The sequence below is a fragment of the Coprococcus sp. AF51-11b1 genome, assembly GCF_027682785.1.
In the GTDB taxonomy this organism is placed as follows: domain Bacteria; phylum Bacillota; class Clostridia; order Lachnospirales; family Lachnospiraceae; genus Allocoprococcus; species Allocoprococcus comes.
On sequence record NZ_JAQCZB010000015.1, the window covers coordinates 24,077 to 41,731 of the forward strand.

General features: G+C 44.4%; 17 protein-coding genes, 1 tRNA gene, 2 pseudogenes, 1 riboswitch and 1 other annotated feature. Of the genes and pseudogenes, 3 read left to right on the forward strand and 17 right to left on the reverse strand.

The features are described from left to right. Positions 1 to 24 precede the first annotated feature (24 nt). From atpE to ribD, 8 genes are all read right to left on the reverse strand, one after another. Positions 25 to 243, reverse strand: coding sequence for an ATP synthase F0 subunit C (atpE, locus tag PGY05_RS14005; RefSeq protein ID WP_008374373.1), 219 nt, complete (start codon positions 241 to 243; stop codon positions 25 to 27). Between the two features lie 53 nt (positions 244 to 296). Beyond that, the gene (locus tag PGY05_RS14010; protein WP_081445281.1) at positions 297 to 962 is read right to left on the reverse strand and encodes a F0F1 ATP synthase subunit A; all 666 of its coding nucleotides are present in this window, start codon (positions 960 to 962) and stop codon (positions 297 to 299) included. A 497-nt stretch (positions 963 to 1,459) separates the two neighbouring features. Further along, positions 1,460 to 1,530: transfer RNA gene (locus PGY05_RS14015), tRNA-Trp, on the reverse strand. Between the two features lie 124 nt (positions 1,531 to 1,654). After that, positions 1,655 to 2,653, reverse strand: a complete 999-nt coding sequence (gene mgrA, locus PGY05_RS14020; RefSeq protein WP_055156444.1) for an L-glyceraldehyde 3-phosphate reductase — start codon at positions 2,651 to 2,653, stop codon at positions 1,655 to 1,657. A gap of 167 nt (positions 2,654 to 2,820) precedes the next feature. Further along, positions 2,821 to 3,294 (reverse strand): 6,7-dimethyl-8-ribityllumazine synthase, encoded by a 474-nt coding sequence (ribH, locus tag PGY05_RS14025; protein WP_008374369.1) that lies wholly within the window; start codon positions 3,292 to 3,294, stop codon positions 2,821 to 2,823. Between the two features lie 59 nt (positions 3,295 to 3,353). Further along, positions 3,354 to 4,574, reverse strand: coding sequence for a bifunctional 3,4-dihydroxy-2-butanone-4-phosphate synthase/GTP cyclohydrolase II (locus PGY05_RS14030; RefSeq protein ID WP_270476163.1), 1,221 nt, complete (start codon positions 4,572 to 4,574; stop codon positions 3,354 to 3,356). Positions 4,575 to 4,660: 86 nt separating this feature from the next. Next, positions 4,661 to 5,308, reverse strand: a complete 648-nt coding sequence (gene ribE, locus PGY05_RS14035; RefSeq protein WP_270476164.1) for a riboflavin synthase — start codon at positions 5,306 to 5,308, stop codon at positions 4,661 to 4,663. Continuing rightward, complete coding sequence (gene ribD, locus PGY05_RS14040) at positions 5,309 to 6,421, reverse strand: bifunctional diaminohydroxyphosphoribosylaminopyrimidine deaminase/5-amino-6-(5-phosphoribosylamino)uracil reductase RibD (protein ID WP_022220886.1); 1,113 nt, start codon at positions 6,419 to 6,421, stop codon at positions 5,309 to 5,311. It abuts the gene before it with no gap. Positions 6,422 to 6,749: 328 nt separating this feature from the next. Next, positions 6,750 to 6,864: riboswitch (FMN riboswitch) on the reverse strand. A 178-nt stretch (positions 6,865 to 7,042) separates the two neighbouring features. On the opposite strand from ribD, the gene PGY05_RS14045 reads away from it, so the two are divergent. Both PGY05_RS14045 and PGY05_RS14050 read left to right on the forward strand, forming a co-directional pair. Continuing rightward, positions 7,043 to 8,317 carry an MATE family efflux transporter gene (locus PGY05_RS14045; protein ID WP_270476165.1) on the forward strand — a complete coding sequence of 425 codons (1,275 nt, stop codon included), beginning with the start codon at positions 7,043 to 7,045 and terminating at the stop codon, positions 8,315 to 8,317. A gap of 92 nt (positions 8,318 to 8,409) precedes the next feature. Continuing rightward, entirely contained in the window at positions 8,410 to 9,033 is a 624-nt protein-coding gene (locus tag PGY05_RS14050; protein ID WP_022220884.1) for a flavin reductase, read from the forward strand. 99 nt (positions 9,034 to 9,132) lie between these two features. Here the strand turns inward: PGY05_RS14050 and PGY05_RS14055 are convergent, their stop codons facing one another. From PGY05_RS14055 to PGY05_RS14095, 9 genes and pseudogenes are all read right to left on the reverse strand, one after another. After that, entirely contained in the window at positions 9,133 to 10,311 is a 1,179-nt protein-coding gene (locus PGY05_RS14055) for an iron-containing alcohol dehydrogenase (RefSeq protein ID WP_118198531.1), read from the reverse strand. A gap of 202 nt (positions 10,312 to 10,513) precedes the next feature. Continuing rightward, complete coding sequence (gene trpA, locus PGY05_RS14060) at positions 10,514 to 11,296, reverse strand: tryptophan synthase subunit alpha (protein ID WP_270476168.1); 783 nt, start codon at positions 11,294 to 11,296, stop codon at positions 10,514 to 10,516. Further along, entirely contained in the window at positions 11,289 to 12,473 is a 1,185-nt protein-coding gene (gene trpB, locus PGY05_RS14065) for a tryptophan synthase subunit beta (RefSeq protein ID WP_270476169.1), read from the reverse strand. Before trpB ends, trpA begins: the two co-directional genes overlap by 8 nt. Further along, on the reverse strand, positions 12,466 to 13,089 hold the full coding sequence (locus PGY05_RS14070; protein WP_270223520.1) for a phosphoribosylanthranilate isomerase: 624 nt from the start codon (positions 13,087 to 13,089) through the stop codon (positions 12,466 to 12,468). Before PGY05_RS14070 ends, trpB begins: the two co-directional genes overlap by 8 nt. Next, positions 13,090 to 13,875: an indole-3-glycerol phosphate synthase TrpC gene (gene trpC, locus PGY05_RS14075; RefSeq protein ID WP_270476171.1), complete on the reverse strand. Its 786-nt coding sequence runs from the start codon at positions 13,873 to 13,875 to the stop codon at positions 13,090 to 13,092. 9 nt (positions 13,876 to 13,884) lie between these two features. Continuing rightward, positions 13,885 to 14,907, reverse strand: a complete 1,023-nt coding sequence (gene trpD / locus PGY05_RS14080; RefSeq protein WP_270476172.1) for an anthranilate phosphoribosyltransferase — start codon at positions 14,905 to 14,907, stop codon at positions 13,885 to 13,887. Between the two features lie 84 nt (positions 14,908 to 14,991). Continuing rightward, positions 14,992 to 15,108: pseudogene (locus tag PGY05_RS14085) on the reverse strand (glutamine amidotransferase-related protein); the annotation flags it as partial. A gap of 17 nt (positions 15,109 to 15,125) precedes the next feature. Continuing rightward, positions 15,126 to 15,371: pseudogene (locus PGY05_RS14090) on the reverse strand (anthranilate synthase component I); the annotation flags it as partial. Positions 15,372 to 15,589: 218 nt separating this feature from the next. Further along, positions 15,590 to 15,847: a binding site (T-box leader), on the reverse strand. A 101-nt stretch (positions 15,848 to 15,948) separates the two neighbouring features. Then, positions 15,949 to 16,830 carry a LysR family transcriptional regulator gene (locus PGY05_RS14095; protein WP_055249238.1) on the reverse strand — a complete coding sequence of 294 codons (882 nt, stop codon included), beginning with the start codon at positions 16,828 to 16,830 and terminating at the stop codon, positions 15,949 to 15,951. 146 nt (positions 16,831 to 16,976) lie between these two features. Here PGY05_RS14095 and sdaAB point away from each other — a divergent pair, with 146 nt between their 5' ends. Beyond that, positions 16,977 to 17,645: an L-serine ammonia-lyase, iron-sulfur-dependent subunit beta gene (gene sdaAB / locus PGY05_RS14100; RefSeq protein ID WP_270476174.1), complete on the forward strand. Its 669-nt coding sequence runs from the start codon at positions 16,977 to 16,979 to the stop codon at positions 17,643 to 17,645. Positions 17,646 to 17,655 lie beyond the last annotated feature (10 nt).

Genomic DNA, 17,655 nt, shown 5'->3' on the forward strand with positions numbered 1-17,655 from the left:
CTGCCTTTCTTCATTTTACTTTTCTTATTTCAGCATTAAGATGATAAGAAGTCCGATAATGAAACCGTAAATAGCGGTTGCCTCTGCAAGTGCACAACCAAGGATCAGGTTCTTGCTGATCTTGCTTTCTGCTTCCGGCTGTCTTGCGATCGCGTCTACTGCTTTACCTGTTGCAAGGCTGATTCCAAGTCCTGCTCCTAAACCTGTTAAAACTGCTACTGCTGCTCCAATTGCTACTAACATAATCTTAATCTCCTTTTTTCTTATAGATTTGTGTTTCTTCTGTCATTTCGGGATTATTCCTGCTCCTCATTCATGAAAAGTGCTGTCAGGAATACGAATACATATGCCTGCAGGAATCCATCGAAAATATCGAAGTAAAAACTAAATGGTATCGGGATAAGAACCGGAGCCACTGCTTTTAAAAGCTCCATGATAACAAACGCTCCCAATACATTACCGAACAAACGCATGCAAAGTGATAATGGTCTGATCACAATCTCCAGAACCATAATTGGTGCTACGAATGGTACCGGCTTTGCAAAATGCGCCGCCCAGTGCTTAAATCCATTCTTCCGGATTCCGGAAAATTCAATCAGGCACATACTCATGATTGCAAGTGCTGCTGTTACATTGAGGTCTTTTGTCGGTGACTTAAATCCGAACAGACCAATGATATTGGCTATCCCAATATAGATAAGCACTGTAATCAGATACGGAATATATTTCCTGTTTTCTTTTCCCATGATGTCTTCAAAGAAGTCCAGTCCTTTTCCTATTGCGGATTCCAATAAAAGCTGAACCTTTCCCGGATTTTCGACGCTCAAGCTTCGGACAAATATGATACAAAGTCCTACGATTACCGCCATGATGATCCAGGTAACTACGACCGACTCTTTTACCGGTATTCCGCCGAATATCGGGATCGTAAACACTGTCTCGCAGTTCAGCTCTTCTAACAGAGTCTCTGTTAAATGTTCCGTATCGCTCCCTCCCTTTCGTTTTATTTATTCTTATTTTAGAGTACTTTTTAGAGTGTCCTCTAAAAGTCATGCTTATATTACGCTCACACTTTTTCTTTGTCAATATTTTCAGCTTTTGTAGATTGTACAGTAAAAAAACCAATTTTTTTATCTATTTTCACTATCTTCATCTATTTTTCTTTTATTTTCTTTAGCTGTTTTTACTTCTATTTTTTGACACTTTTTTTAGTTTGTAGCATTCGAGATTCTTTTTTGACGGATTTTGTGCTTTTGTACAGTTGAATTTTTGGCACTTTTTACAATTATTTTCTTTTATTTTTATGCACTATGTATAGTGACTATGTCGAATATATATATCTAGCAGGATGATTATTTTGTTTTTGGAAATGAAGAGTTGATTTGGACTTGCGCTATCACCATTCTGCCTTCGGCTCATCACATACGAAAAAAGGACTCAAACTGAGTCCTTCAAGTTACAGGGGATGACAGAATCGAACTGCCGCTAAGAGTTTTGGAGACTCCTGTCATACCATTTGACCAATCCCCTATATGAAATTGTTGATTGCTGAAGCAACCATGGACTATAATAACACAATGGCTGCTTCCTGTCAATCATTTATTCAATATTTCCTTTGCGTCCTTTGCAAATAATTTCTTCGCGCAGGTTTCACTTACAGATCGCCCCTGCTGATCTGATCGATCTTTTTCAGTTCTTCCCGGGTGAACTTCGTATTCTGCACAATCTCCACATTCTGAATGATCTGCTCCGGTCTGGACGCTCCTATCAGCACACTGGTCACATCCTCATCTTTCAGGATCCAGCTCAGTGCCATCTGTGCAAGAGACTGTCCTCTCTCACCTGCCATCTTGTTCAGAGCCTCGATCTGCGCAAGCTTTTCTTTCGTCAATGCATCGGCATGTAGAAACCTTCCATCCACAGCAATCCGGCTGTCTGACGGTATTCCGTGCAGATATTTATCTGTCAGAAGCCCCTGTGCCAGCGGACTAAATGCAATGATTCCTTTTCCCATCTGGTTCGCCGTCTTTTTCAAGCCGTTCTGTTCAATCGTCCGGTCAAAAATGGAATACCGATTCTGGTTAATGACAAACGGACATTTCAGATCTTCCAGAATCTCCGCTGCACGTACCATTGTCGGACCATCATAATTAGAAATTCCGACATAAAGTGCCTTCCCACTCTTTACGATGGAATCGAGTGCACCCATCGTTTCTTCCAGTGGGGTATTCGGATCCATTCTGTGATGATAGAAGATATCTACATAATCCAGCCCCATTCTCTTCAGGCTCTGGTCAAGGCTTGCGAGCAGATACTTCCTGCTTCCCCAGTTCCCGTAAGGTCCCGGCCACATATCATAGCCTGCTTTGGTACTGATGATCATCTCGTCCCTGTATGGTGCAAAGTCTTCTTTTAAAATCTTCCCAAAATTCGTCTCAGCACTTCCGTATTCCGGTCCATAGTTATTCGCAAGATCGAAATGGGTGATTCCCAGATCAAATGCTGTCCTCAACATTGCCTTCATATTCTCCGGATCCGCATTGGTTCCAAAATTGTGCCAGAGTCCTAAAGAAACTGCCGGCAGCAAAAGCCCGCTTTTCCCACAACGGTTATATACCATGGTATCATATCTCTCAGATGATGCTGTATACATAATTCATTTTCTCCTTCATTATCTCTGAATTGAAACTTTACTATTTCTTTTACAGATTTCTCTTATCAGATATGATACCTTTTTCCTGCATAAATGTCCAGTAAATCCCGGCATCTGCCCTTTTTCTTCCGGAAAACGGGATTCTTTTTGTAACCGTCAGCCGGAAATTACATCTGTCTCAGAAGATTTACCATTTCGATTGCAGAAAGTGCACAGTCATATCCCTTATTTCCGCCTTTACTTCCGGCTCTTGAAATTGCCTGCTCGATATTTTCAGTCGTGATCACACCAAATAATACCGGCACTCCGGTTGCAAGTCCGACCTGTGCGATCCCTTTGGATACCTCATTGCAGACATAATCATAATGCGTCGTGTCTCCACGGATCACTGCTCCCACACAGATCACCGCATCATACTTTCCGGATGCCGCCATTTTAGAAGCTGCTGTCGGAATCTCAAATGCTCCCGGTACCCATGCTGCCGTTATGTTTTCATCCTCCACGCCATGGCGTACCAGCCCGTCTACCGCACCACCAAGTAGTTTATTAACAATAATCTCATTAAATCTTGAAGCAACAATTCCTACTTTCATTCCTTCTGGTGCTACTACTTTTCCTTCTAATACATTGATCTGTCTCATGTTTTTTTCCTCCTGTAATTAAAGTGTTTCTTCTATGATAAATACTGTTTATTCTCTTTTTACTGAAATTTGATTTCTTTAAAGATATGTCCCATCTTTTCCTGCTTCGTCTTCATATAAAATGCATCAAATTTCTGCGGTGCTATTTCAATCGGTACTCTCTCATGGATTGCAAGCCCGAAACCGGAAAGTCCATATACCTTCTCCGGATTATTTGTAAGAAGCCGGAGTGATTTTACTCCCAGATCCGATAGAATCTGAGCCCCTACCCAGTATTCCCTAAGATCCGGTGCAAATCCCAGACGGATGTTGGCTTCCACGGTATCGTATCCCTGTTCCTGAAGTTCATACGCTTTCAGCTTGTTGATCAGACCGATTCCCCTTCCCTCCTGTCGCATATACAGAAGAACTCCTCTTCCTTCTCTCTCGATCTGCTGCATCGCCGACTGCAGCTGCTTTCCACAATCGCAGCGGAGAGATCCAAAAGTATCGCCGGTCAGGCACTCGGAATGTACACGGCACAGAACATCTTCCCCATCGCCAATCTCACCTTTCACCAATGCCACATGATGTTCACCGGTGATGTCATTCACATACCCATAAATCTGAAATTCTCCATACTGGGTTGGCATCTTTGCACATGCTTCCCTTACGACATGTTTTTCATGGATCCTGCAGTAATCCTGCAGATCTTTGATCGTAATAAATTTCAGGTCGTACTTCTTCGCCAGCTTCCAGAGATTCTCTGTCCGCATCATCGTTCCGTCCTCTTCCATGATTTCACAGCAGATTCCACATTCTTTCAGTCCGGCAAGACGCATCAGATCAACCGTTGCCTCGGTATGACCATTTCTTACCAACACACCTCCATGCCTTGCCACCAGCGGAAATACATGCCCCGGTCTTCGAAGGTCCTGCGGTTTCGTTCCTTCTTCTGTCAGGCTGCGTATAGTATATCCTCGCTCTGCTGCTGAAATTCCCGTTGTCGTATCCACATGGTCAACGGATACCGTAAATGCAGTCGAATGGTTATCTGTATTTTCGGAGACCATCTGTGAAAGCCCAAGCCGTCCGGCCAGCGCTGCACTCATCGGTGTGCAGATCAGCCCTTTCGCATGGCATGCCATAAAATTGATATTCTCCTGAGTTGCAAATTCCGCCGCGCAGATCATATCTCCTTCATTTTCCCGGTCCGGATCATCCGTTACCAGAACGATCCTTCCCTGGCGCAATTCTTCAAGTGCCTCTTCTACGCTATTGTATTGATACTGTTTCTCCATTTGTTACTTCCTCCTGTCCGATCTATAACTCATTTTTATCCTGTTCTTCTGTATGCTCTCCATTCCGGTCCCGGAATTTCTTCGCATCAAATTCCATACTCCTCTAATAATTCCATGGTAAATCCACCACATTTTCCAGCCGGTTCCGATGGTGTAAGAAACTTTTTAATATACTTCCCTACAATATCATTTTCCAGATTCACCCTGTCCCCAGCTTTTTTCTTCAGCAGTGTGGTTTCCTCTCCAGTATGAGGAATGACTGATACCTGAAAGCTTTTTTCACTTACTTCTGCCACTGTCAGACTGATCCCGTCAATACAGATTGAACCTTTTTCTACGATCAGTTCCAGAATCTCCGGCGTTGTCCGGATTTTTACCCATACCGCATTTTCTTCCTTTCTGAGTTCTTCAATCATTCCGGTCCCGTCAATATGTCCTGCAACGATATGTCCACCGAATCTGCCATCTGCCGCCATCGCGCGTTCCAAATTCACTTTCTCACCGATCTTCGTATCACCAAGATTGGTTCTTCTCACTGTTTCCGCCATCACATCTGCGGTAAATCCATCCTTTTCCAGAGAAACCACCGTCAGGCAGACACCATTTACCGCAATACTGTCTCCGATCCTGGTTCCACCGAGTACTTTTTTTGCCCGGATCGCAATCTTCCCGGATGATCCAGAAAGTCGGAGTGACCGGATAGATCCGGTTTCTTCTACAATTCCTGTAAACATTTACATTTCCTCCAAAACCTTATACTCTGCCAGAATATCTTCTCCAACCTGCGAGATTCTCATAAGCTGTAACTTGATGGCATCGTCTACTTTCTCAATTCCAAAGCCTTCCACCGGAGTCTTGCCGCCTCTTCCGCCAAAAATTTTCGGTGCGATAAAAGCTTTCACCTCATTTACGATACCGGATTGCAGGGCATCCTCATTTAAAGTTCCACCGCCTTCAATAAGTACACTGTCAATTCCCAGCTCTCCAAGCTTTCTCATCAGAAGCTGCAGATTGATCTCCCCTTTTTCCGAAGGAACTCTGAGAAGCACGACTCCAAGCTTTTCCAGACTGCGTTTTTTCTCTTCTAAATAAATCGCATTCCCCTTTTCACCGGCATATGCAACAATCGTCCGGTATCTCCCTGCTGTCTGGCAGATCTGACTGTCCAGTGGGATCCTGAGCATACTGTCACAGATAATTCTGACCGGACTTTTCTTTCCCTCCAGACGCACATTCAGCATCGGATCATCTGCCAGAACCGTTCCGATTCCTGCCATGATTGCCATATAGTCATGGCGCATCTCATGTACCAGACTTCTTGCTTCCTCACCGGATATCCATTTTGATGCTCCTGTTTTTGTCGCAATCTTTCCGTCTGCCGTCATTGCGTATTTCATCACCACATAGGGCAGCCCTGTTGTGATATAGTGGAAAAAGACCGGATTTAACGCATCACATTCTTCGCGCAGGAAATCCTCTTCCACCCGGACGCCTGCCTCGCGTAAAATCTTTGCTCCTTTGCCGGACACTTTCGGATTCGGATCTCTCGATCCGATCACAACCCGTGCAATCTTCTGTTCCAGAATCGCTTCCGTACATGGTGGTGTCTTCCCATAATGGCAGCACGGCTCCAGCGTCACATAAAGTGTTGCTCCCTCGGCGCTTTCTGTCAGGGATGCGATTGCGTTCCGTTCTGCATGAAGCTCACCACATTTTTCGTGATACCCTTCCCCGATAATGCTTCCATTCTTTACGATCACGGCACCAACCATCGGGTTTGGATTTGTCCATCCACGTCCTTTTTTTGCCAGTTCAATTGCACGGCGCATGTAAAATTCATCTGTCATTTTTTCTCCTTTCTCATCTCTCCCGGAAAAGCCCCCTGGAAATGTACTCTGCTAAACATTTTAGGTATGTTGCCGGATAAGTCTCTTTTCAAAAAATGTGCTTTGGCATATAGGAAAAGCCCTGACAGATTCTCTTACCTGTCAGGGCTTTCTTTCTCAGTTATATCGCTGTACGCTCTGTCATACTTCTCGGAAATACCATTTTCTCATCGAATCTGGCCTCGGCATTTTATTTTCCGGAAAATAAAAACTCTGGAATGATTCCCATTCCAGAGCGTTTTACTTTTTATTCCTGCATATATGATAGAAACCGCTTCTATCAGCAACGATTCAACTTCTTCCATCCAGACTTTACTGTCGGCACTGGAATCTCACCAGTTCATGCCTTACGGCTCGCGGGCTTTACCGCCGGTGGGGAATTTCGCCCCGCCCTGAAGCATTATTTGGTTTTACAAAACTTACTATAGCACGTTACCGCAATAATTGCAAGATTATTTTTTCGACAAACCAGTATGTTTATGCTATTCTTATATGGAGATATCAGAGTCCGCTTATTACCAGGCTGGTACAGATGGTTATTTCATTTAATCTGACTTTAAGAAAGACGAGGAATTCAAAAACATGTTTCATAAATTTTTAAAATACATTTCCCAGAGTATTTCCGGAATGATCGGTGTCTCCGTCTACATTCTGGCAGATACCTTTTTTATCTCTTACAAATGCGGTGCAGATGGACTTGCTGCCCTGAATCTGATCCTGCCGGTGTTCGGTCTGGTCTTCGCAATCGGTTCGATGATCGGAATCGGCTCCGCCACACGATACAATATCAGCACAGCCCAAGGTTCACCTTCGAACTACTATTTTACCCAGTCCATCTTCTGGTGTCTCATATGCAGCATTCCTTTTATGCTCACCGGAATCTTCATTCCGCATAAAGCACTTGCACTTTTAGGGGCAGATGCCGGGCTCATCCGGCTTGGACGTAATTATATGCGTATCGTCCTGCTCTTTACCCCGTTTTTTATGTCAAACTATACCTTCACGGCATTTGCGAGGAATGACCATGCGACCTCTATCGCCATGATCGGTTCCATTTCCGGAAGCTTCTTTAATATTTTATTTGACTATATTTTCATGTTCCCTTTGAATCTTGGATTTCTGGGGGCTGCACTTGCAACCGCTCTTTCACCGGTTGTGACGATGCTGGTATGTTCGACACATTATCTTGGAAAGAATAACCATGTAGAGTTTCACTGGCGCAAGCCCTCTCTTCGCCGGATCATCGGATGCTGCCAGCTTGGTGTTTCTGCATTTTTTGCTGAAATTTCTTCCGCTGTCATTACGATTATATTTAACATGCTGATCCTGCGCATTGCGGGAAATATCGGGATCGCAGCCTACGGCGTAGTTGCAAATATTTCACTGGTCGCAATGGCGATCCTAAACGGACTTGCCCAGGGTGCACAGCCGCTGATCAGCCAGAGTTACGGAAAGGGTGAACATGATCTAGTCCGTAAATTTCTCAACTGGTCTCTTGCTGCAGCACTTCTGATCGAGCTTGTGATCGTTGTACTGATCTACGGATTTACGGATACCTTTATCAGTATCTTTAACAGCGAACATAATCTCCAGCTGCTTGCTTACGCCCATACTGGTCTTAGGCTTTATTTCCTGGGCTTTTTAGTCGCCGGTATCAATATTGTGCTGGTTGCCTATTTTTCCGCAATCGACAGAGCATGTCCTGCCGTCCTTGGTTCTGTTATGCGCGGCATTATCGCAATTGCTTTCTGTGCGATTCTGTTCTCACAGATTCTGGGGCTGAATGGAATCTGGCTTTCTTTCTTAGGATCGGAAATCATCACATTTTTTGTGATTCTGATTTTCCGGAAATCTTGATTTTGTAATTGACAATTTTTCTTTTATCATGTATATTTTAATTATAGTAATGATTCTTATTATTGAGTTTTAAAAGTCAGGAGGAATGTCATATGGATAAAAAAGCACTTTACAATTTATCTTATGGAGTATTTATGCTTGCAACACGCTCTGGGAATGTAGTAAACGGATGTATTACCAACACCTGCATCCAGGTTGCGAATAATCCGGTACGGATTGCAATCTCTGTGCTGAATAGCAACTATACCTGTGATCTGATCAAAGAGAGCGGCATTTTTACGTTAAGCCTGCTTGACCAGACCTGCTCTTTTGAAACGATCCGGCATTTCGGTTTCCAGTCCGGCAGAGATGTTGATAAATTCGCAAATATCACTGCACCTGCAGATGAAAATGCAGTTCCTTACCTCGGATGGCAGACATGTTCTGTTCTCAGCGCAAAAGTAGTTTCCAGACAGGATCTTGGAACACATACCCTTTTTATTGCTGAAGTAACCGATGCGAAACTTTTAAGTGACAATCCGCCTCTGACTTACGCAGATTATCAGGCACATGTAAAGCCAAAACCAGAACAGAAAAAAGAGGATAAGAAGATTATCGGATGGCGCTGTAAGATCTGCAATTATGTATACGAAGGAAGCAATCTTCCGGAAGAATTCACCTGCCCGCTCTGTGGACACGGCGCAGATGATTTCGAACCGATTTATGAAAATGCATAGCCTGTTGGAAAATAGACGTTTCAAAAAGAGGGAGTGTATGACTTGAGTTTAAGTCACACACTCCCTCTTCCAAATTTCCTTTTTTCCGATATTCCTTTTCTAAAATACCATCAGTTTATAAATATTTTCCACATCTTTCTGATCAAGAGTTGCAAATCCTTCCACTGTACCAGTATTTACATCTCCATAACAACAGGTATGTGCCAGCTTTTCAATATCTTCTTCTTTGGCTCCAAGCTCTGCAAAATTCTTTGGCATCCCAATCGAAATTAAAAAGTTTCGAAGTGCCTCAATTCCTTCCAGTGCCGTTCTCTTTGGATCTGCAAAATCCATCTGACAGCCCCAGACACGGACTGCAGCCTGTGCAAAACGCATCACATTGTGTTCCAGTGTATAAGTAAATACAGCCGGCATAACAACCGCAAGCCCTGCACCGTGCGCGCAGTCATACAATGCAGATAATTCGTGCTCGATGTTATGGCTTGTCCAGTCCTGTGTACGTCCTACTCCGCAGGAATTATTGTGTGCCATCATACCTGCCCACATGATGTTTGCTCTTGCCTGATAATTATCCGGGTCTGCAATGACTCTCGGTCCTTCATGGATCATCGTCAGAAGAAGCCCTTCGATCATACGGTCTGTCACTTCTACTTCTTCGGTATTGGTCAGATAACGCTCATACAGATGTGCCATAATATCCGTAATTCCGCAAGCTGTCTGATATGCCGGAAGTGTCTGTGTAAGTGCCGGGTTCATGATCGTGAATTTCGGACGGAATGCTTCTCCGGTTGCCCCTCTTTTGAACATTCCTTCTTCTTTTGTAATAACAGAGTCCGGTGATCCCTCACTTCCTGCAGCTGAAATCGTAATAACTGTTCCGATCGGAAGTGCTTCCTCGACAAGCTTTCCTTCATAATAATCCCAGAAATCTCCATCGTATACTGCACCTGCCGCAATTGCCTTTGCGGAATCAATTGTACTTCCGCCTCCGACTGCCAATACAAAATCTACTTTTTCTTTCCGGCACAGGTCAATTCCCTCATATACAAGACCACTTCTCGGATTTGGCTTTACGCCTCCTAATTCTACATAAGAAATTCCTTCCCCGTCCAGAGATTTTTTAACACGGTCCAAAAGTCCGGAACGAATGACAGAACCTCCGCCATAATGGAGCAGTACACGACTGCCGCCAAAACGTTTTACATACTTTCCGGTATCATTTTCTGTATCCTTACCAAAAGCAAAATAAGTCGGTGCATAAAATGTGAAATTTTCCATCTTTTATTTCCTTCTTTCCTCTTATAATTTTCTGCTAATTTTTAGTATAAATCCTTTTTTGAGACTTCGCAAGATGACGTAGAAAATATTATGCTCTCCCTGCTCTTCAGATAAATTTTCGTAATACATCCAAGCCAAAATCAGTATTTTTCCATATGCACACAAAATGGCTGCCACCCGGACAGCCATTTCCCATATCTCTTTATTTTCCGGCTTCTTCTACAGCCACTTTCATTTTCTTCACATACTCAGCCACATACGGCACACAATCCTCGCCATACTTTGCGACGATCTTCACGATTGCCGATCCCACGATCGCACCATCGGAAAGGGATGCCATCTCCTTTGCCTGCTCCGGCTCGGCAATTCCAAAACCTACCGCGCAAGGAATCTCTGTCACTTCTCTTACCTTCTCAATCATCTCACCGATATTGGTTGTAATCTGCTTTCTGACTCCGGTAACACCAAGGGAAGACACGCAATAGAGAAATCCTTCCGCTTCTTTTGCAATCATTTTGATTCTTTCATGGGAGGTCGGCGCGATCAGAGATACCAGTTCGATCCCATATTCCTTACATACACCGGAAAGCTCTCCCTTTTCTTCAAAAGGAACATCCGGTACGATCACACCTGCCATGCCACATTCCACACATCGCTGCATAAACTTCTCTTTTCCGTAAGTAAAAATTGGATTGACATAAGTCATAAATACCATCGGAATATGGATCTCATCCTTTACTTCCTTTATCGCATCAAATAATTTGTCCAATGTACAGCCCGCTAAAAGTGCCCGTTCATCAGCCTCCTGGATCACCGGTCCTTCTGCGATCGGATCAGAAAACGGGATCCCGACCTCAATCAGGTCTGCTCCTGCCTCCTGCATTGCAAGGATCAGTTTTTTCGTCACATCCAGGGACGGATCCCCTCCTGTGATAAATGGGATAAATGCTTTTTTATTTTCAAATGCTTCGCTTATCTTATTCATAGATTTCCACTCCTCTGTATCTTGCAATTGCCGCTACGTCTTTGTCTCCACGTCCGGATACGGTCACAACGATGATCTTGTCCTTGTCCATCGTCGGTGCCAGCTTCATCGCATAAGCAATCGCATGTGCACTTTCTACTGCCGGGATGATTCCCTCGGTTCTGGACAGATATTCAAATGCATTAACCGCTTCTTCATCGTTGATCGGTACATACTGTGCTCTTCCTTCGTCTGCAAGCATCGCATGCTCTGGTCCGATTCCCGGATAATCCAGTCCTGCGGAAATCGAATAAACCGGTGCGATCTGTCCGTCTTTGTTCTGGCAGAACAAAGATTTCATACCATGGAAAATACCAGTTGTACCATTTGCGATCGTTGCCGCATTTTTCTCAGTATCCACACCAAGTCCTGCTGCCTCACATCCGATCAACTGTACTTCCTTGTCCGGAATGAATTCGTAGAAAGTTCCCATTGCATTACTTCCGCCTCCGACACAGGCGATCACAGCATCCGGAAGACGACCTTCTTTTTCCAGCATCTGAGCTTTGATCTCTTCTCCGATAACCTTCTGGAAGTCGCGGACGATCATTGGAAATGGATGTGGCCCCATAACAGAACCTAATACATAAAGGGTATCATCCATGCGGTTTGCCCATTCCCTCATAGTTTCGTTGACCGCATCCTTGAGCGTCATGGTTCCGCTTGTAACAGCATGCACCTTCGCTCCAAGAAGTTCCATACGATAGACATTCAGTGCCTGACGATCCGTATCCTCTTTTCCCATAAAGATTTCACATTCCATATCCATCAGTGCTGCTGCTGTCGCTGTTGCCACGCCGTGCTGTCCGGCTCCGGTCTCTGCAATGACACGGGTTTTCCCCATTTTCTTTGCAAGAAGCACCTGACCTAGAACGTTGTTGATCTTATGTGCACCGGTATGATTCAGATCTTCACGTTTCAGATAAATCTTTGCTCCGCCAAGATCTCTGGTCATCTTCTTTGCCTCATATAAAAGTGACGGGCGCCCTGCATAGTTCTTTAACAGATCATCCAGTTCCCGGTTAAATTCCGGATCATTTTTATATTTCTCATATGCTTCTTCTACCTCATGCACTGCATTCATCAGCGTCTCCGGCACATACTGTCCGCCGTATTCTCCATATCTTCCTTTACTCATGATTTCGTACCCTTTCTATGAATTCCTCTATTTTTGTTTCATCCTTTACGCCATCCGTTTCGACTGCGCTACTCACATCCACCGCAAACGAATTGCATCTGGAAATATTTTCGTTTACATTTTCTGCATCCAGACCACCTGCAAGAAAATATGGCTTTGTAAGCTTTGGGATCAGTGCCTTGTCAAAACCGGTTCCGCTGCCACCATATTGCCCTTTTACATAAGTATCCAGAAGCAGATAATCCACATCCAGCTTTTCTGCCTCCAGAATCTGCTCTTTTGACTGCACCCTCACCGCCTTGATAAGCGGAGTATCCGGCAGGTTCTTCCTGATCTCTTCTATATAACAGTCATCCTCATTCCCGTGAAGCTGCACCAACTGAATGATCCCTTCCCGGCAAAGTTCTGTGACATTTTGGATCGGTTCATTTACAAAAACTCCAACTGCCGGAATATCCGGATCCAGTGCTTCACGTAGTTTTTCCGCCTGTTTATTGTCAATTTTTCTCTTGCTTTCCGCAAATACAAACCCGACAAAATCCGGCTTCAGGCGATTCACGATCCAGATGTCCTCCGGTCTTTTCAGACCACATATTTTAATTTTTGTTTTTCCCATTTATAAGCTTCCACCATTCAGTTTTTCAAGCGTCGCTTTCTTATCCGGACTTCTCATCAGTGTCTCACCGATCAGTACCCCGTTCACTTTCGCCTCGCGCAGTTTTTCAATATCTTCCGCTGTCTTTATCCCACTTTCTGCTACAAAAAGTACATTTTCCGGTGCCAGAGTGCGAAGCCGGATGCTGTTACCGATATCCACGGTAAAATCCTTCAGATTCCGGTTATTTACACCGATTACCCTTGCTCCTGCTTCAATCGCTGTCTGCATTTCTTCTTCATCATGGACTTCCACCAGTGCGGAAAGACCAAGCCGGTCCGCAACTTTTATGTATCTTTTCAGTGTCTCGGTATCCAGAAGTGCACAGATCAGAAGCACCACCGAAGCCCCCAGCGTCTTTGCCTCATAGATCATATACTCATCAATGGTAAAATCCTTCCTGAGCACCGGGATCGATACATTTTCCGTAATCTCTTTCAGGTAAGTGTCCTTCCCCTGAAAATATTTTGGCTCTGTCAGACAGGAAATCGCAGCTGCCCCTGCTTTTTCATACTCCCTCGCAATCTCCAGATACGGGAAATCCTGCGCGATCACACCTTTTGACGGGGATGCTTTTTTCACCTCACAGATATAATGAATCCCCGGCTCTGCAAGTGCCTTTTCAAATGGGAAGCCGGTATTGGCATCCATCGCCATTGCCCTTCTGCAGATTTCCGAATATGGAACCTTTCTTTTTGCTTTTTCCACACGCAGCTTCGTATCTGCTGCAATCTTTTCTAAAATCATTGCCCTCTCCTATTTTGCTGTGACTGCTTTTGTTGCCTCACGGAACTCTTCGTATTTCTTAAGTGCTGCTCCGCTCTCGATCAGTTCTTTTGCTTTTTCCACGCCTTCGGCAAGCGTGATCCCGTCAATTCCAAGGTAAAGTGCCATACCTGCATTCATCAGAACCACATCTCTCTTTGCCCCAGTCTCTTTTCCAGTCAAAATATCCATCGTGATCTGTGCATTTTCTTCCGGTGTTCCTCCGATCAGATCGGCAAGCGGGCATCTGGACAGCCCGAACTGTTCCGGTGTGATCGTATAAGAAGTAATTTCTCCAAAACGGATTTCGTGTACATCCGTTTCTCCGGTGAGTGTAATTTCATCCAGTCCGTCCTCGCCACAAACGGCAACGCCCCTGGTCACACCCAGATTGGAAAGTACCTCTGCCATCGTTCCTGCAAGCTCTTTATCATATACACCGAGAAGCTGCATGGTTGCCGCTGCCGGATTGGAAAGAGGTCCGAGAATATTGAATACTGTTCTCACTCCCAGCTCTTTTCTGACCGGTGCTGCATATTTCATCGATGAGTGGTAAACCGGTGCAAACATGAAGCAGATACCAGTCTCGTTTAATACTGTTTCATTCTGCTCCGCAGTAAGTGCAACTTCCACGCCAAGCTTTTCAAGAACATCAGCTGCTCCGCTCCGGCTGGACACGCTGCGGTTTCCATGCTTTGCAACCGGCACGCCGCCTGCTGCCACTACAAATGCAGATGTTGTGGAAATATTGAAGGTTCCCACCTGGTCTCCGCCCGTTCCGACGATATCAATGACCTCTCTCTCCGGTTTGATCTTCACACCCTTTTCACGCATCACTTCTGCAAATGCGGTAATCTCATCAATGGTCTCGCCCTGCATGGAAAGTGCCATCAAAAGACCGCCCATCTGCGCCTGCGTAGCAGTACCATCCATCATTTCTTCCATGACACCTCTTGCCTCTTCGTATGTAAGATCTTCTTTTCTTGTTAACTTTGCAATTGCTTCTCTGATCATAATTTTTGTCCTCCATCTTATCTGCCTTGTTGTCTCTGCTATTTTATGAGTTGGTTTCAAAAGATATTTTGACACCTTTCCTCTCTACAGTCCCAGAAAATTCTCCAGAATCTTCCTTCCCTTCGGTGTCAGAATCGATTCCGGATGAAACTGTAATCCGTACACCGGATACTCTTTATGCTGGACTGCCATCACTTCTCCGTTTCTTCTCCATCCTTTTCGATAGTGACTTTTCCGCAGCTGCATTTCACACGCATCACCGGATCAAAGCCAAGGAAAGAATATCGTCCCCATTTTTCGCCACCCTCTACACTCTCCAGCAGGTAATAGCGTTTACTGACTGCTGCGAGCTTCCGTAGAAGTGTGATCGGTGTAATAACGTCTGCGTAGATTTCACGGCAAACCGGAATGATGTCATAATCCTGTGCCATTTTTAAAATTTCATCACAATCTGGGTACATGATTCTTTCCTCCTGAATTTTCGTTGTTGTTTTTATGTTGAGTAAGCTTTTTTTGAATGATTTACTCCGGGCGTGCGTATTCACCTCGATTCCGCTACGCTGCATCTCGGTCGTGTAAAGACTGCTTATACGTCCTGTAAAGAATCATTCTTTTTCGGACGTGCACGCCCTCTTTGTAGCACGAAAAAAGAGCTTTCGTCTCTGTATAAGATTTTCACTTATACAGGGACAAAAGCTCTTGAAATTCTACTTCTGCGGTACCACCCTTATTGCCGATTTTGATCGACCTCTCAACTGCGTACTGACATACACATCTCCTTGGTAACGGGCGAGCATCCCGTCAGCGTCTACTCCTGCTCTGCAGTTTCAAGCTGCCCTCACAAGTCCATTCGGTAAAAACTCTTACTACTGCCTTTCCACCACCGGCAGCTCTCTGGAAATAAATATCTTTACTTACTCCTCTTGTTCATCGGTTTATTGCTTTAATTAGCTGTAGTATATGCTGATATTTTCCATTTGTCAACTGATTTTTCTATTTATTTTTGCAAAATTCCGCAATTGTCTTGTTCCGTATTTTCTTTTAGTTGTCCTCCAGTGCAAACTCTGCAAATTTCTCCATCTCTTTTGTCTTGAACTTATTTTTATGATAGAAAATCTGACGATACATCGTAATTTCTATATCTTTCACATCCAAAAGTGTGAGTTTCTTTTTCTCAATATCATCTTCTACTGCAAAACGTGGCAGGAATGAAACGCCTCCCCCACGCATCAGCATTTTTTTGATAAATGCAGTATCACTGATTTCCAGCATCGGAGAAAGCTCTTTTCTTCTTAACGCCAGCTGACCATCAAGTGCCTGCCTGTAATTGGCATTGCGCTCTGTAAGATAAAAAGACTCTTTCAGCAGATCATCAAGCAATAAATTTCTTTCTTTTGCCAGCCGGTGACTGACTGATGTCACAAACATAACCGGTTCTGCCTTCTCCATCACCTTGATCCAGTTGCTGTCCCATCTTGGTGTATCCAGAATATAGATCAGATCCAGTTCATTATGTTCCATCATCTGGATCAGCTTTTCCGGAGAATCTACCGTAATCCGGATAGAAACCCTGGGATACTGTTCCCTGAATTTCCTTATGATCTTTGGAAATTTCACCGTACACAGAGACTCGATCGTCCCAATGTGAAGTGGATTTTTCAATTCATCCGTATCATTCATGGATGCTTTCGCCTGATGAACATCATAAAGAATCCGGTTGGCATGCTCCAGAAATTCTTCCCCCTGCGGGGTAAGCACCACTTTCTTTCCTGTCCTGTCGAACAGCCTTTTCCCAAGTTCGTTTTCCAGCTGGCGGATCTGAACCGTCACTGCCGACTGCGAATACCCCAGCATCTCTGCCGTTCTGGAAAAGCTCTGCATCTGCGCGATCTGTGTAAAAGTCTGTAATTGACGTAATTCCATCTTCTGACTCCATTATGAAAAATTTTCAACGTCTTCATAAAATCTATGAATTTGTTTCACTCATAAGTTGATGGTACAATATAACTAATAAGACGTCAATCCTTTTTACTTACGTAAAACAATTATTTTACAGGAGGAGGTTTACTATGTCCTTTATCAGTGTTTTTGATGTCATGGGACCGAATATGATCGGACCATCAAGCTCCCATACTGCGGGAGCTGCCAGAATCGCTCTGCTTGCAAGAAAGCTTCTCACCGGTTCTCTTAAAAAAGTAGAATTTACCCTTTATGGATCTTTTGCCAAAACCTATCACGGTCATGGTACGGACCGTGCTCTTCTCGGCGGTATTATGGGATTTGCCACCGATGACGTGCGCATCCGCGATTCCTTCCAGATCGCGACAGACAACGGAATCGAATATTCTTTCATTCCGAACAACGTAGAAACCGACGTACACCCGAATACCGTCGATATCCTGATGGTAAATGAAGAAGGGCAGGAGATGATAATCCGCGGAGAATCTCTCGGTGGCGGAAAAGCCCGCCTGTGCCGGATCAATGGTGTGGAGGTTGATTTTACCGGAGAATACAGCTCGATCGTCGTCGTCCAGAAAGATGCACCGGGCGTTGTTGCTTACATTACCAAATGCCTCAGTGAACTTGGAATCAATATCGCATTCATGCGTCTGTTCCGCGAATCCAAAGGAAATACCGCTTATACCATCGTAGAATCCGATGATCTGGTACCGGAAGATATCGCAGATACAATCAGAAAAAACAAAAATGTATACAACGTTATGGTTGTTCAGATGTAATTGGAAGGAG

What these genes read in the sequence shown, in the direction of transcription:
- sdaAB (WP_270476174.1), top strand. Translation starts at nt 16,977, where the DNA reads ATGTCCTTTATCAGTGTTTTTGATGTCATGGGACCGAATATGATCGGA.
- trpC (WP_270476171.1), bottom strand. Translation starts at nt 13,875, where the DNA reads ATGATTTTAGAAAAGATTGCAGCAGATACGAAGCTGCGTGTGGAAAAA.
- PGY05_RS14045 (WP_270476165.1), top strand. Translation starts at nt 7,043, where the DNA reads ATGTTTCATAAATTTTTAAAATACATTTCCCAGAGTATTTCCGGAATG.
- ribH (WP_008374369.1), bottom strand. Translation starts at nt 3,294, where the DNA reads ATGAGACAGATCAATGTATTAGAAGGAAAAGTAGTAGCACCAGAAGGA.
- atpE (WP_008374373.1), bottom strand. Translation starts at nt 243, where the DNA reads ATGTTAGTAGCAATTGGAGCAGCAGTAGCAGTTTTAACAGGTTTAGGA.
- trpD (WP_270476172.1), bottom strand. Translation starts at nt 14,907, where the DNA reads ATGATCAGAGAAGCAATTGCAAAGTTAACAAGAAAAGAAGATCTTACA.
- PGY05_RS14050 (WP_022220884.1), top strand. Translation starts at nt 8,410, where the DNA reads ATGGATAAAAAAGCACTTTACAATTTATCTTATGGAGTATTTATGCTT.
- trpB (WP_270476169.1), bottom strand. Translation starts at nt 12,473, where the DNA reads ATGAGTAAAGGAAGATATGGAGAATACGGCGGACAGTATGTGCCGGAG.
- mgrA (WP_055156444.1), bottom strand. Translation starts at nt 2,653, where the DNA reads ATGTATACAGCATCATCTGAGAGATATGATACCATGGTATATAACCGT.
- PGY05_RS14070 (WP_270223520.1), bottom strand. Translation starts at nt 13,089, where the DNA reads ATGGGAAAAACAAAAATTAAAATATGTGGTCTGAAAAGACCGGAGGAC.
- PGY05_RS14055 (WP_118198531.1), bottom strand. Translation starts at nt 10,311, where the DNA reads ATGGAAAATTTCACATTTTATGCACCGACTTATTTTGCTTTTGGTAAG.
- trpA (WP_270476168.1), bottom strand. Translation starts at nt 11,296, where the DNA reads ATGAATAAGATAAGCGAAGCATTTGAAAATAAAAAAGCATTTATCCCA.
- PGY05_RS14095 (WP_055249238.1), bottom strand. Translation starts at nt 16,830, where the DNA reads ATGGAATTACGTCAATTACAGACTTTTACACAGATCGCGCAGATGCAG.
- ribD (WP_022220886.1), bottom strand. Translation starts at nt 6,421, where the DNA reads ATGACAGATGAATTTTACATGCGCCGTGCAATTGAACTGGCAAAAAAA.
- ribE (WP_270476164.1), bottom strand. Translation starts at nt 5,308, where the DNA reads ATGTTTACAGGAATTGTAGAAGAAACCGGATCTATCCGGTCACTCCGA.
- PGY05_RS14030 (WP_270476163.1), bottom strand. Translation starts at nt 4,574, where the DNA reads ATGGAGAAACAGTATCAATACAATAGCGTAGAAGAGGCACTTGAAGAA.